Source organism: Pseudomonas citronellolis, assembly GCF_900112375.1.
GTDB classification, from domain to species: Bacteria; Pseudomonadota; Gammaproteobacteria; order Pseudomonadales; family Pseudomonadaceae; genus Pseudomonas; species Pseudomonas citronellolis.
The window spans coordinates 88,877-102,055 of the sequence record NZ_FOLS01000018.1; the positions used below are offsets into that span (position 1 = coordinate 88,877).

A 13,179-nucleotide genomic window follows, 5' to 3' on the forward strand; every position below is an offset into this window, starting at 1 on the left:
AGCATCGCGCATGAAGCGACTGGCAGGACTGACCGCGCTCGCCCTGGTCATCGGCAACACCTCCGGCTGCGGCTGGCTGTGGGGCAAGGACGGCTACTTCCGTGACCGCGGCACCGACTATCTGGATTCCCGGCAGTCCGGGCCGATGAAGGTGCCCGAAGGGCTGCAGAGCAAGCAGCTCGACCCGCTGCTGCCGATTCCCATGAACATCGCCGACAGCCACGAGAAGGCCGGCGAGTTCGAAGTGCCGCGCCCGCTGCCGCTGGCCAACGCCGGCAGCTCCAGCGACTACAGCCTGCAGAAGAGCGGCGACTCGCGCTGGCTGATCGCCCAGCGCCCGCCGGCGGAAGTCTGGCCGGTGGCCCACCAGTTCTTCCAGGACAACGGCTTCTCCTTCGCCGACGAGCGCCCGCAGACCGGCGAGTTCTCCACCAACTGGCAGCCGCTGACGCAGCTCTCCGCGCCCCTGGCCCGCCGCCTGGGCAGCCGCGTCGCCGGCGTCGACCCCAGCAGCGAGGCGCGCGTGCGCGTGCGCATCGAGCCGGGCGTGCAGACCAACACCAGCGAAGTCTACGTCCTCAGCGAAACCCGCCCGGCCGGCAGCAGCGCCAGCGCCGACTGGCCGAGCAAGCCGGTGGTCCCGGCGCTGGACGCCGCGCTGCTCGACGAAATGCTCGCCAACATGTCCACCAGCGCCGAGAAGGGCGGTTCGGTGTCGTTGCTGGCCGCGCACTCCACCTACGACACCCCCGGCAGCGTGACGCTGGAGAAAGACGGCAACGGCAACCCGATGCTGACCCTCGACTCCGACTTCGACCGCGCCTGGGTCAGCGTCGGCCGCGCCTTGGAGCGCGCCGACATCCGCGTCGACGACCTCAACCGCAGCCTGGGCGTTTACTACGTGAACGTCGCCGAGGGCGCGAAGAAGCTCGAGGAAGCGAAGAAGCCCGGCTTCTTCAGCCGCCTGTTCGGCGCCAGTGAAGAGAAGGCCAAGGCCGAGGAAGACGCCAAGGCGCAGCGCTACCAGGTGCGCCTGACCACCGTGAGCAACACGGTGCAGGTCACCCTCGACAAGGACATCAACACCTCCGCGCCGACCGACGTCGCGCAGAGCGTCCTGGAAAAACTTCAAGAGAGCATGCGCAATGCGTTTCGCGGTACTGGGGAGCGGAAGCCGGGGCAATTCGGCCTTGGTGAGCAGTTCTGACACCCGGGTACTGATCGATTGCGGCTTTCCGCTGCGTGAAACCATCAAGCGTCTGGCTCGCCTGGGTATGCACCCCGGCGAGCTGGACGCCGTCCTGGTGACCCACGAGCATTCCGATCATGTCCACGGCGTCGAGCTGCTGGCCCGGCACTACGGCATTCCCGTGTACCTCAGCGACGGCACCCTGCGCGGGCTGCGCAAGCCGCTGCAGCCGGCGGGCCTGCTCAAGGCCGGCGAGCGCCTGGAGCTGAAGGACCTGGAAGTGACCGCGGTGGGCGTCGCCCATGATGCCCGCGAGCCCCTGCAATACGTGATTTCCGATGGCCGGCGGCGTTTCGGCCAGCTCACCGACCTGGGCAGCGTCACCGCCGAGGTGCTGGAATGCTATCGTGGCCTGGATGCCCTGGTAGTGGAGGCCAACCACGACAGCGACATGCTGGCGCGCGGCCCCTATCCCTACCCGCTGAAGGTCCGCGTGGGCGGCCAGTGGGGACACCTGAACAACCGCCAGTCCGCGGAGTTCGTCGCGGAACTGGGCTGGGAAGGGCTGCAGCACCTGGTGCTGGCCCACCTCAGCGAAAAGAACAACACGCCGCAGCTGGCCCGGCAATGTTTCGTCGACACCCTCGGGTGCGACCCGGACTGGCTGCAGGTAGCCGATCAGCATTCGGGGCTGGACTGGCGCGAAATCGCCTGACCCCCTACCAACCTAGCAAGCGGAGCCCATCATGGAAAAACGCGAAGAACTCTATCGCGGCAAGGCCAAATCGGTTTACACCACCGACGACCCCGACCGCCTCGTCCTGCTGTTCCGCAACGACACCTCGGCGTTCGACGGCAAGCGCATCGAACAGCTGGACCGCAAGGGCATGGTGAACAACAAGTTCAACGCCTTCATCATGCAGAAGCTGGAAGCGGCGGGCATCCCGACCCAGTTCGACAAGCTGCTGGCCGACAACGAAGTGCTGGTGAAGAAGCTGGCGATGATCCCGGTCGAGTGCGTGGTGCGTAACTACGCCGCCGGCAGTCTGGTGCGCCGCCTGGGCGTGGAAGAGGGCCTGCAGCTCAACCCGCCGACCTTTGAACTGTTCCTGAAGAACGACGCCCTGGGCGACCCCTTCATCAACGAATCCCACGTCCAGGCTTTCGGCTGGGCGACCCTGGAACAGCTGGCGCAGATGAAGGCCTACTCCTTCAAGGTCAACGAAGTGCTGAGCAAGCTGTTCGACGACGCCGGCCTGCTGCTGGTGGACTTCAAGCTGGAATTCGGCGTGTTCCACGGCCAGATCGTCCTCGGCGACGAATTCAGCCCCGACGGCTGCCGCCTGTGGGACAAGGAAACCCGCAAGAAGATGGACAAGGACCGCTTCCGCCAGGGCCTGGGCGGCGTGATCGAGGCCTACGAGGAAGTGGCGCAGCGCCTGGGCGTACCGCTCTGACCTGTTCCAGGCGCGCAAGCATCTGATAGCACGCGAAAATTTCTCAAAAGAAGGCTTCGCGTTCGCCGATCAAGCTGATATGATGCGCGCCGCACGGAGAGATGCCGGAGTGGTCGAACGGGACGGATTCGAAATCCGTTGAGTCAGCAATGGCTCCTAGGGTTCAAATCCCTATCTCTCCGCCATTATTGAAATGGCTGAAGCCCCTGAAATTCCTAGCGTTTCAGGGGTTTTGTCTTTTCTGCGCCAGGGCAGTCGAAACCTCCGACGCAAGCCTGCTTCCGTTCCGTCAATGACTGCAGCAGAATGCCGGGAACATGGATGCCCGGGAAGCAGCGGATGCGTACCAACTACGTACTGATCGACTACGAAAGCATTCCGGTCCGGTCGCTCGACCTGCTGCAGGACGCGCATTTTCGCCTGCGGGTCTTCCTCGGCCCGAACAACTCCAGGCTGCCCACCGAACTGGTCGTCGCCATCCAGCGCCTGGGTGAGCGGGCGGACTACATCCAGCTCGAAGCCGCCGGCCCCAACGCCCTCGACTTCCATATCGCTTACTACCTGGGTCGCTTCGCCCTGGAGGATCCCACGGCTTTCTTCCACGTGATTTCGGCCGACAAGGGCTTCGATCCCCTGCTCAGGCACCTGAAGGGCAAAGGTATCTTCGCAATGCGTTCCGAAAGCATCGAGGCCATGCCCTGCTTCAAGGATTTGCCTGCACTGCAGGCGACGCTGGCAGCCAGCGCGGCAAGCGCGAACGATGCCAAGCCGGCCAGCCAGGCATCTTCCAAGCCTGCTTCTGAGAGCGATGCCCATCTGAAGACCGTCATGGCCGACCTTGTTCGTCGGAAGGCTTCGAAGCCGGCTTCGGTCAAGACGCTGACCAGCACGATTCGAGCGACGCTTGGCAAGGACACTCCACTGGCCGAGGCTGAGCGCGTTTACCAGCTCCTGTGCAAGCGTGGCCTTGTGAAGGTGAAAGGGCAGAAGGTCACCTATTCGCTGCCGGAGCGTGTCTAGGGATGGTTTCCATACGCTGCGAATCTGGAGCTTACGCATCCATGGGGATCAAGCCGAACGGGAGGGCGCTCTAGACGCTGGAGTTCTATGCGGAATGTAGGCGCTGCGATCAGGCAAAGCCCTGCAGATAGTCAAAGCTCCTGGAGCGCCCAGTGCTCCAGGAGCTTTGTCCTTTCTGCGTCTACCTCAATCCTGCCCCTTCCACGCCCCCGAAGTCGCCGCGGCGCGGAACTTGGCGCGATTGGCCGGGGTGTCGGCCGGTTCCGATTCGCCGAAGATCGCTTTCATCCAGTGGCCGTCGGTGGGGTTGGGGAAGAGGATGAAGCGGTCGCCGAACTGGGCGCGGTCCTCGTCGAGCAGGGCGGCGCGTTGCTTGGCGTCGTCGACGTAGTAGCGGCGTTTGAAGTCGTTGAGGTTGTCGCCCAGCATCAGCAGCACGTCGTAGCGTTCGGCGATGGCTTTCTGCGCGGGTTCCTTGTTGGAGCTTTCGCGCAGGATGGTGACGTGTTCCTTGTCGGCGAAGGGTACCTTGAGGTTGCGCAGGTTGTTCAGGGCGTATTCGTCGGTCCTGTCGCCTTGGTCGCGGCTGGAGACGTAGAAGATTTCCACGCTCCGGGACTTGGCGTAGTCGAGGAAGTCCAGCGCGCCGGGCGTCAGGGTGGGGCCGTTGGCGGCTACCCAGCGGTCCCAGAGGGCGTCGTCGAAGAAGTCCTTGCCCTGGCTGAGCAGGGCGCCCCAATAGCTGTTGCTGCTGAGGATGGTGTCGTCGAGGTCGCTGATGATCGCCGGTGGCCTGGCGCCGGGCTTGCGTTCGGCCAGGGCCTGGTCCAGGCGCAGCTTGGCCAGGTTGAAGCCTTGGTAGTAGAGGGCGCGGTATTCGGCGGCCGTCTGCCGCCAGGCGACGGCGGCGGTCAGCAGGTTGGGCGAGGAGGTGTCGGTTTTCGCAGTGTCGGCCAGTGCCAGCTGGAGGGGCGCGGCGAGGACGAGCAGGGCGGCAGCGATTGTCGTTCTTGGATTGGGCATGGGTGACGATCCTTGTGGCTTGTGTGCCATGGCGGCGGGGGTGGAGTTCTCATACCCCAGGCGGGGGCGGGCCTCAATCGGGGCGACGCATATCCGTAAGGAGTTGGCGTGCTTGCAGAAGGATTGGACCCGGCCGCGGGGGATGGCCTGCATCCTCGTTCCGCCATGGGATTGGCGCTGTGGCCGGGCGATGGCGTGGGTGGGGAATAATGTCAAATTGCCGCCAATCCGCGTAGGCGCTTTCCTGCCGATCTGCTAGCTTGCTCTATCGGATGCCTGGATCAGGATGATGTATGGGGGCTGTGGTCGGTAAGGGGTTGTCTTTCGCCAGGCGCATCTACGTGCCGCGCATGGTCGGGTTGGGCATCGGCTTCTTCTGCGTGGCGGCGGCGCTGGAGCCGTTGCAGCGGCCGGGTTGGGCCTGGGCTCTGCTGGTGGCCAACGGCTTTCTCTGGCCGCACCTGGCCTACCAGTTGGCGCGCCTGTCGCGGGCGCCGTACCAGGCGGAGCGGCGCAACCTGTTGCTGGATTCGCTGTTCGGCGGCTTCTGGGCCGGCGCCATGCAGCTCAACCCGCTGCCGAGCGTGACCATCCTGTCGATGATGGCGATGGACAACATCGCCGCCGGCGGCCTGCGTTTCTTCCTGATGGGCAGCGTGGCGCAACTGCTGGGCGTGCTGCTGGCCTGGCTGTGCTTCGGCATCGCCTTCACCGCCGTGGCCACGCCGCTGCAGGTGTATGCCTGCCTGCCGATGCTGGTGGTCTACCCGCTGGCGGTGGGCGGCGTGAGCTACAGCCTGGCCAGGCGCCTGTCCGAGCACAAGCAGGCGCTGCGCGCGGTCAGCCGCACCGACAGCCTCACCGGGCTGCTCAACCACGGTTCCTGGATGGACCAACTGGAGAACGAATTCCAGAAGTGCCGCCAGCAGCACACCCGGGCCAGCGTGGCGCTGATCGACATCGACCACTTCAAGGGCATCAACGACCGCTTCGGCCATGTGCTGGGCGACATGGTCATCACCGAGCTCAGCCACCTGCTCACCCACTCGCTGCGTGAAACCGACACCCCGGGGCGCTATGGCGGCGACGAATTCTGCGTGATCCTGCCCGGCACCACCCAGACGCTGGCGATGGAGATTATGGAGCGCCTGCGCCAGAGCTTCGCGGAAAAGCACTACCAGCTGGCGACGGACCTGTCCGTCGGCCTGAGCATCGGCATAGCCTCCTACAGTCCCTACCAGGTGGATGCCAGCGCCTGGCTGAGCGATGCGGACAGGGCGCTGTACCAGGCCAAGCGCCTGGGCCGCAACCAGGTGGTGGGGGCCGAGCCTCAGCCGCAGTAGCCGTCCATCTTCAGCCGGTTCTTCTCGCTGGGGTCGGCCTGGTACTGCTGGCGCCAGAACTGGCAGGGCGCGCTGTTGAAGCGCTGTTCCCGCTCGCTCTGTTCGAGTTGCCGGCTCTGTTCGGCCTGGGCCTTGCGCTGGTTCTCCAGGTACTGCTGGAACATCGCCGCGTTGGCATCCGGGGTGGGCGCCGGAGCGCTGGCCGGCGCCGGCGACAGGCCGGCGGGCAACGGCAGGGGCGCGCCGGGCCACAAGCGCAGGAGCAGGACGCAGCTCAGGGCCACGGCGACGAAGCCCAGCCAGATGCCGGCGGCGATGCCGAGGGCGAGTTTGCAGAGACTGATGCTGGGCGAGGACATGGCGGCTCATCGTCGGGCGAAAACGCAATGGATAACCCAATTCCGCCGCCGGAGAAAGCCTGGGCGCGGCACCCGGCGCCGCGCCTGAACCTCAGCCCTGCGGCTGTTCGAAGGCCTCCAGCGCGCGCAGCGAGTAGACGTAGGCGGCGCCGGCGTTCATGGCGATCGCCGTGGCCAGCGCCTGGGCTACTTCGGCCTCACTGGCGCCGGCCTTGCGCGCGGCCTCGGCGTGCACGCCGATGCAGCCGTCGCAGCGGGTGGTGATGGCCACCGCCAGGGAGATCAGCTCGCGGGTCTTGGCGTCCAGCGCGTCGCCATCCGCGGCGGCGGCATCCAGCGCCTGGTAGGCGGCGATCATCTTCGGATGTTTCTTACCCAATGAGCCGAAGGCCTTCTTCACCGCGGGAACGTATTCGGACCAGTTGAACAGCATGGCGGCATCTCCTTTTCGGGTTGACGGCCATGCAGCTTAGTCCGGGATTCGCCGGTCTGCGGGCGGGGCGCTCAGAGCGCCGCGACGATCTCGTAGGCCTGGCGCGCCGAGCCCAGGCCGACCTCGATCTCGTCGCCGGGGTGGCGGCCGAGCAGGGCGCCGCCCAGCGGCGAGCGCGGGGTGATGACCAGGACCTCGTGGCCGTCCAGTTCGATCTTCAGGCCGGCGGCGTCTGGACCCAGGAACAGCCTGCGGCGGCGGTCCTCATGGTCTGCCAGTTCGACCAGGGCGCTGGTCTGGATGCCCAGCTCGGCGTCGAAGTCGCGCAGCGCCAGGCCCTGGAACGAGGCGAGCGCCTGGCGGATCTCCTCCACCCGGCGCGATTGCCCGGCGGCCAGGTAGGCCGCTTCCAGGCCGAGGGTGTCGTACTTGTTCTCGGCGATGTTTTCCTCGTGGGTGGCGGCCTCGTGGGCGGTGCGCGCGGCGCGGACGGCGACATCGAGGTCGGCGTCGAGGCGCTGGAGGATCAACTGGTGGGCGCGTTGCTTGTCCATGGTGACGGCTGCCTGGGCATGAAGGGGCCTATCCTAGGGCCTTTACCTGGCATCGGCGAATGGTCTTTCAAGTTTTTCCTACGGCAGTCGATAGAACGGCAGAACACCCGGAAAAAGGAACCTCGGGCATGAACCTTTCCCTGACGCCTTCCAGCCAGGCCTTCGCCGGTCAATTGCGGATAGCTGCCAATGGCGATGGCGGCACGGCGGCCGATGCCACCCAGGACGACGGCGCCGTGACCAGTCGTGGCGCGAAGTCTGAAAGCCAGGGCGCGGCTGGCGCCGGCGCCGAAAGCGGCGGCAGCTCCAGCGTCGCCGTCGAGCAGTTGCAGAAGCGCCTGCAGCAGCTGCAGAAGCAGTTGCAACAGGAGCAGCAGGAACTGGCGGCCGCGCAGGAGCGGCAATATTCCTCGGAAAACGAGCGCACCGCGATCATCATGGCCCTGCAGAGCCGCATCGCCAGCACCAGCGCCGCCATGCAGGCCACGGCGGCGGCGCTGGCCGAAGCGATCCGCAATGGCGGCGGTGGCGCCGGTGCCTTGCTCAGCACCAGCGCCTGAGGCGCCTCAATAGCCGGCCAGGATGTTGACGATCACCCCGGTGGCGATGGCCACCAGCACGTAGTCGCCGTTGACGTACAGCCAGCGATGGTCGCGCGGCGGCGCATAGAGGTGACGGGCGCGCCAGTCGGTGACCCAGTAGCGGTCGCTGCGGTAGACCGGCTGCACCACCACGCCGCGGCGCCATTCGCGATGCGGCACCGGCATGCCGGCCTGCGGGCGGAAGTGCGGGTCGCGGTAGTAGCGCGGATCGGCGTGGCCCGTGCGGCCCTGGTAGTGGCCGCCCTGGGAGCCTTTCTGCTGTTGGTATTGCTGGTGTTGCTGCGGGCGGTTGTCCGGGCGGTTCGGGCCGTGGTCCGGGCCGGGGCCCTGCTGGGCGAAACTCGCCAGCGGGCTGCCGAGCATCAGGGCGGCACAGAGCAGGGCGACGGTCTTCTTCATGGTGTTCTCCTGGCGCGGCCGGCGGTTGCGGCACGCGCTGCTATCGGTCGATCCCGCCACCGGGCGCAGCCGGTTCGGGTACTTCATGAGACCGTGCGTCCAGGTCAAGAAACGCCAATGTGGAGTAAAGGTCCGGTAAAGAATTCGTCGCTTTCGTCAGGGCGCTGATACATGGCCGCCCGAACCGCGTCCGGCGCTCTGCCGGAAAAGGGGAAGTGCTTTGTGCGGTTTTCACATTTGATGGTATGTTTGCATCAAATGCACGAAAGAGGTACGGCATGAGCGCACTGATCCGGGAAACTCCGTCGGCCGATCTGGTCCTGGCCAAGGCGGTACTGGCGGCCCGTGAGCAACTGGGCATGACGCAGCAGGAGCTGGCCGCCATCGTCGGCGTCGACCGCAGCGCGGTGAGCCGCTGGAAGAGCGGCGGCCTGCGGGTGGGCAGCAAGACCGGCGAGCTGGCGCTGCTGCTGGTGCGGGTATACCGCGCGCTCTTCGCCCTGTTCGGCGGCAACCTGGAGGACATGCGCCACTTCCTGCGCACCCCCAACCGCCACCTGAGCGGTGTGCCGCTGCAGCGGATGGAGCAGGTGCAGGGCCTGGTGCAGGTGGTCGAGTACCTCGACGCCATCCGGGGCAAGATCTGAATGGCCCTCGACGTCGGCGCCGAACTGTGGCGCGAATGCCGGGGCGAGCAGGCCATCGCCCCGCTGCGGGGCAAGCTGGTGCGCCTGGTGGAGAGCCAGGAGCAGGTCGCGACCCTGCAACTGGTGGATACCCTGGAGGAACAGGCCTTGCTGGAAGAGCTGATCGAGACCAGCAAGCCGCACCTGCCGCCGTCCACCGAAACCCTGCACTACCTGCTGAAGACGCCGTTCCGCTACCCGCCGCTGCGCTGGGGCTCGCGCTTCGGCCGCCGCCACGAACCCAGCCTGTTCTACGCCGCGTTGCGCCTGGAGACGGCCATGGCCGAGGCGGCCTATTACCGCTTCGTGCTCTGGGAGGGCATGGCCAGTCCGCCACCCAGTGGGCGCATCCTTTCCGAGCACGCTTCCTTCGAGGCGCGTTTCCAGGTGCAACGGGGCATACGCCTGCAGGCGCCGCCCTTCGACAGCTATGCCGAGCGCCTGCAGGACCCGCGGGACTACCGCCTGACCCAGGCGCTGGGCAGCGCCATGCGCGCTGCCGCGGTGGAGGCCTTCGAATACCGCTCGGCGCGCTGCCCGGAAGGTGGGCTGAATGCCGCGCTCTTCGTGCATTCGGCCTTCGTCGACAAGCGCCCGCGCAATCTCATGCCCTGGCTGTGCGAGACCACCGCCGACTACGTGGCCTTCAAGCATGCCCAGGTGCCGGGGGCGCCGCGGCTGTTCCCGCGCACGGGATTCCTGGTCGAGGGCGACCTGCCGCGCCCGGCGTGACCGTCCGTCGTCCTGCCCGCGCGGGGTGGGGCGAACGCGCTAGCTTATTGCGCTGGCCAAGCAACGGAGTGCGCCATGGACATTCGCCTGGAAGCCCATCCCCATGACCGCCGCCAGTGGCGCGTCTACCTCAACCAGTACTTCTTCCAGTACCCCGACAAGCCCACCGCGCAACGCATGTACGAGCGCGTGCTGGAGTCGTTGGGCCAGGCCGCGCCTGTTGCCGGGGCGGGCAGTATTCCTAGCCAGGAACGTCGGCGCAGAGCCCGCGAATGCGTCTGATTCTCTGCTGAAGCTTGCCTGAAAATCCCTTCGGATTGCCCTGAAATGAGGCGGTCCGCCCCTGTCCGGCGCGGACTTGTGCACAATGTTGGTGGCTGTTGTCAAGCACCGGAAACATTCCTCCGTAAGCGCTTGATTTTTCGTTGAGCGTTTGTAAATTATTGATTTTTAATGGCTTTATTTATTGGTGAAAAAAGCACCAATCTAAGCGGCAGCCCCAGCGGGCAAGGCGTATAAGACGTTTTCATCACCTTATCCACGTGGTTATCCACAGCTTCTGTGGATTGTCCCAAGCGCTTGCTTTCCTTCCGCGTTGTCAAGAGCCCTGACGGCAAAAGCCGCACTGAATTCCTATTCGCGGCTGCTACCATGACGCGAATTTTCCTGCGACCACCCGCCCTGGAGCGCCCATGCCCGTCGACTTGCCCAACCTGCTGATCGGACTGCTGGCCGCCACGCTGCCGCTGGGTTGGTTGGCCTGGCACCTGCGCGAGCGCGCGGCGCGGCAGGAGAGCGAACTGGCGCTGTTGCGCGAACGCCTGACCACCGCGCAACTGGCCCAGGATGGCCTGGGCGCGCAACTGGAGGCCGAGCGCGAAGCCTTCCAGCGCCTGAGCGGCCGCCACGGCGAGCTGGCCGGCGAGGCCGCGGCTCTGCGCCGCGAGGTGGACCTGGGCCGCGCCGAGCGCGAGCGCCAGCAGCAGGCCGAGCGCAGTTGGCAGGCCGAGCGCGAGGGCCGCGAGGAGGAACTGCGCCGGCTGTCCGCCGAACGCGCCGCGCTGGCCGCCGAACTGCGCGAGCAGCAGGAAGGCCACCAGCAGCGCCTGGGCGACCTGCAGGCGGCGCGGGACGAGCTGCGCGCGCAGTTCGCCGAGCTGGCCGGGAAGATCTTCGAGGAGCGCGAGCAGCGTTTCGCCGAGGCCAGCCAGCAGCGCCTGGGGCAATTGCTCGATCCGCTGAAGGAGCGCATCCAGGCCTTCGAGAAACGCGTGGAAGAGAGTTATCAACAGGAAGCCCGCGAGCGCTTCTCCCTGGGCAAGGAACTGGAGCGCCTGCAGCAGCTCAACCTGCGCCTGGGCGAGGAGGCGACCAACCTGACCCGCGCGCTCAAGGGCCAGAAGACCCAGGGCAACTGGGGCGAGCTGGTGCTGGAGCGCGTGCTGGAACACGCCGGCCTGGAGAAGGGCCGCGAGTACGAGACCCAGGTGAGCCTGCGCGCCGCCGATGGCGAACGCTTCCAGCCCGACGTGCTGATCCGCCTGCCCGGCGACAAGCAGGTGGTGGTGGACGCCAAGGTCAGCCTGACGGCCTACCAGCAGTTCGTCGCCAGTGACGACGAGGTGATCCGCCAGCAGGCGCTGAAACAGCACGTGCTGTCCCTGCGCAGCCACGTGAAGGGCCTCTCCGGCAAGGACTACCGGCGCCTGGAGGGCCTGCACAGCCTGGACTTCGTGCTGCTGTTCATGCCGGTGGAGGCGGCCTTCTCGGTGGCCCTGCAGGCCGAGCCGAACCTGTTCCAGGAGGCCTTCGAGCGCAACATCGTGATCGTCAGCCCGACCACCCTGCTGGCCACCCTGCGGGTGATCGACAGCCTCTGGCGCCAGGAGCGGCAGACGCAGAACGCCCGCGAGATCGCCGAGCGCGCCGGCGCGCTGTACGACAAGTTCGTGCTCTTCGTCCAGGATCTGGACGAGATGGGCTCGCGCCTGCAGCAGTTGGACAAGGCCTACGCGTCGGCGCGCAACAAGCTCTGCGAGGGCCGCGGCAACCTGATCAGCCGTGCGGAACAGGTCAAGCTGCTCGGCGCGCGGGCCAGCAAGAGCCTGCCGGGCGATTGGCTGGAGCGGGCGCTGGGCGACGAGCCGCAGGTTCTGGAAGAGGACAAATAGTCCTACCGCGCCGTAGGGCGGATAACCGTTCGCGGTTATCCATCCGCCGTACGATGCTGCGCTTTTCGTAGGAGCGAGCTTGCTCGCGAACCCTAGGCTGTGGCGCGAGGATTGAGTCCGCTCCCTCTCCCCAGCCCTCGGCTGCGCGCCCCGCCCTGAAGGGAGAGGGGGCTTGTCCGTGCCGAGAGAAGGTATGGCTCCAGCCGGTAACCCTCGATGTTGCCGGCTAACTCCAGAACACCCAATTCTGCCCAACGGTCCCCTCTCCCTTCAGGGAGAGGGTTAGGGAGAGGGTGCTCTTTCTCTTACCCGGAACTCCCCTCAACCCCGCGCCGCCCGACTCGCCGCCGGCGAGCGCGCCAGGTAGTCCAGGGCCTCCTGGGTGTTGGCCTCGTGGTCCGGGTGGTACCAGGGCTTGAAGTAGCGCAGGAAGCTGCCGGCCAGCGAGGCTCGCCGCGGCAGCAGGCCGCGCTTTTCGCTGTCGCGCCAGATGCGCCAGAAGGGCCGCGGCCTGCCCAGGCTCGGGTCCTGGCGGGCGAGGGTGCGGGTGCCGAAGGCGAACAGCCAGATGATCAGCGGCCAGACCACGAACATCCACAACTGGCGGCTGACGAAGCTGCCGCCCAGGTGCACGTGCAGGTCGTGGGCGACGTTGCGGTGCTCCACTTCCTCGGCGCCGTGCCAGCGGAACAGGTCCAGCAGCACCGGGTCGGAGCCGGCGCGGTCCAGCGCCTCGGCTTCCAGCACCCATTTGCCGAGCACACAGGTGAAGTGCTCGACCGCGGCGACAATGGCGCAGCGCTGGCCGATCCACCAGCGGCGCAGCCAGGGCGTTCTGTTGAACAACTGCAGCCCCAGCGGGGTGTCGCTGAGCAACTGTTCGAACAGGTAGTCCATGGCCTTCAGGTAGCGGCTGGAGTCGATGTTGTGCACCGTCAGGTAGCGCTCCACGGCGCCGGAGTGGGCGCGGGCGTGCATCGCTTCCTGGCGGATGAAGCCCTGTACGTCGTCGCGCATGCGCGCGTCCTTCACGAAGGGCAGCGCCTTGTTGTACAGGCGGCAGAACCACAGCTCGCCGGCCGGCAGCATCATGTGAATGACGTTGATGACGTGGGAGGCCTCGGCCTCGCCGGGGATCCAGTGCAGTGGCGAGGCGCTGTAGTCGAACTGCACCTTGCGTTGCACCAGGCGGTGATGATGGTCGGTCATGG

16 protein-coding genes and 1 tRNA gene are annotated in these 13,179 nt (G+C 66.4%); 11 read left to right on the plus strand and 6 right to left on the minus strand.

Features of this window, described 5'->3' with window-relative positions; all coding sequences use genetic code 11:
- Positions 1-10: 10 nt before the first annotated feature.
- The 5 genes from bamC (at position 11) to BM060_RS17900 (ending at position 3,666) form a co-directional block, all read left to right on the plus strand.
- On the plus strand, positions 11-1,207 hold the full coding sequence (gene bamC / locus BM060_RS17880) for an NlpB/DapX family lipoprotein (protein ID WP_074981528.1): 1,197 nt from the start codon (positions 11-13) through the stop codon (positions 1,205-1,207).
- The gene (locus BM060_RS17885; RefSeq protein WP_074981529.1) at positions 1,146-1,904 is read left to right on the plus strand and encodes an MBL fold metallo-hydrolase; all 759 of its coding nucleotides are present in this window, start codon (positions 1,146-1,148) and stop codon (positions 1,902-1,904) included. Before bamC ends, BM060_RS17885 begins: the two co-directional genes overlap by 62 nt.
- A gap of 31 nt (positions 1,905-1,935) precedes the next feature.
- Positions 1,936-2,646 (plus strand): phosphoribosylaminoimidazolesuccinocarboxamide synthase, encoded by a 711-nt coding sequence (gene purC / locus BM060_RS17890; RefSeq protein WP_009620599.1) that lies wholly within the window; start codon positions 1,936-1,938, stop codon positions 2,644-2,646.
- A 95-nt stretch (positions 2,647-2,741) separates the two neighbouring features.
- Positions 2,742-2,831: transfer RNA gene (locus tag BM060_RS17895), tRNA-Ser, on the plus strand.
- Between the two features lie 154 nt (positions 2,832-2,985).
- The gene (locus BM060_RS17900) at positions 2,986-3,666 is read left to right on the plus strand and encodes a PIN domain-containing protein (RefSeq protein ID WP_064583934.1); all 681 of its coding nucleotides are present in this window, start codon (positions 2,986-2,988) and stop codon (positions 3,664-3,666) included.
- Positions 3,667-3,852: 186 nt separating this feature from the next.
- Here BM060_RS17900 and BM060_RS17905 read toward each other — a convergent pair whose 3' ends face one another.
- A complete protein-coding gene (locus tag BM060_RS17905) occupies positions 3,853-4,689 on the minus strand; it encodes a 5'-nucleotidase, lipoprotein e(P4) family (protein WP_074981531.1) in 837 nt (278 codons plus the stop codon).
- A 293-nt stretch (positions 4,690-4,982) separates the two neighbouring features.
- Between BM060_RS17905 and BM060_RS17910 the strand changes: the two genes are divergently transcribed.
- Entirely contained in the window at positions 4,983-6,032 is a 1,050-nt protein-coding gene (locus BM060_RS17910) for a diguanylate cyclase (protein ID WP_074981533.1), read from the plus strand.
- Here BM060_RS17910 and BM060_RS17915 read toward each other — a convergent pair.
- The 3 genes from BM060_RS17915 to BM060_RS17925 form a co-directional block, all read right to left on the minus strand.
- Entirely contained in the window at positions 6,020-6,391 is a 372-nt protein-coding gene (locus BM060_RS17915) for a hypothetical protein (RefSeq protein WP_074981535.1), read from the minus strand. The genes BM060_RS17910 and BM060_RS17915 overlap by 13 nt on opposite strands.
- Before the next feature lie 91 nt (positions 6,392-6,482).
- Positions 6,483-6,824 carry a carboxymuconolactone decarboxylase family protein gene (locus BM060_RS17920; protein WP_009620588.1) on the minus strand — a complete coding sequence of 114 codons (342 nt, stop codon included), beginning with the start codon at positions 6,822-6,824 and terminating at the stop codon, positions 6,483-6,485.
- 71 nt (positions 6,825-6,895) lie between these two features.
- On the minus strand, positions 6,896-7,378 hold the full coding sequence (locus BM060_RS17925; RefSeq protein ID WP_074981537.1) for a GreA/GreB family elongation factor: 483 nt from the start codon (positions 7,376-7,378) through the stop codon (positions 6,896-6,898).
- A gap of 128 nt (positions 7,379-7,506) precedes the next feature.
- Between BM060_RS17925 and BM060_RS17930 the strand changes: the two genes are divergently transcribed.
- Positions 7,507-7,938, plus strand: coding sequence for a hypothetical protein (locus BM060_RS17930; RefSeq protein ID WP_074981538.1), 432 nt, complete (start codon positions 7,507-7,509; stop codon positions 7,936-7,938).
- 6 nt (positions 7,939-7,944) lie between these two features.
- Here the strand turns inward: BM060_RS17930 and BM060_RS17935 are convergent, their stop codons facing one another.
- A complete protein-coding gene (locus tag BM060_RS17935) occupies positions 7,945-8,379 on the minus strand; it encodes an RcnB family protein (RefSeq protein WP_074981540.1) in 435 nt (144 codons plus the stop codon).
- A gap of 278 nt (positions 8,380-8,657) precedes the next feature.
- Between BM060_RS17935 and BM060_RS17940 the strand changes: the two genes are divergently transcribed.
- The 4 genes from BM060_RS17940 (at position 8,658) to BM060_RS17955 (ending at position 11,968) form a co-directional block, all read left to right on the plus strand.
- Positions 8,658-9,026, plus strand: coding sequence for an antitoxin Xre/MbcA/ParS toxin-binding domain-containing protein (locus tag BM060_RS17940; RefSeq protein WP_043271094.1), 369 nt, complete (start codon positions 8,658-8,660; stop codon positions 9,024-9,026).
- On the plus strand, positions 9,027-9,797 hold the full coding sequence (locus BM060_RS17945; protein WP_074981542.1) for an RES family NAD+ phosphorylase: 771 nt from the start codon (positions 9,027-9,029) through the stop codon (positions 9,795-9,797).
- 75 nt (positions 9,798-9,872) lie between these two features.
- Positions 9,873-10,079, plus strand: coding sequence for a hypothetical protein (locus BM060_RS17950; protein ID WP_058490861.1), 207 nt, complete (start codon positions 9,873-9,875; stop codon positions 10,077-10,079).
- Positions 10,080-10,603: 524 nt separating this feature from the next.
- Complete coding sequence (locus BM060_RS17955) at positions 10,604-11,968, plus strand: DNA recombination protein RmuC (protein WP_135499988.1); 1,365 nt, start codon at positions 10,604-10,606, stop codon at positions 11,966-11,968.
- A 321-nt stretch (positions 11,969-12,289) separates the two neighbouring features.
- Here BM060_RS17955 and BM060_RS17960 read toward each other — a convergent pair whose 3' ends face one another.
- Positions 12,290-13,177, minus strand: a complete 888-nt coding sequence (locus tag BM060_RS17960) for a metal-dependent hydrolase (RefSeq protein WP_074981546.1) — start codon at positions 13,175-13,177, stop codon at positions 12,290-12,292.
- Positions 13,178-13,179 lie beyond the last annotated feature (2 nt).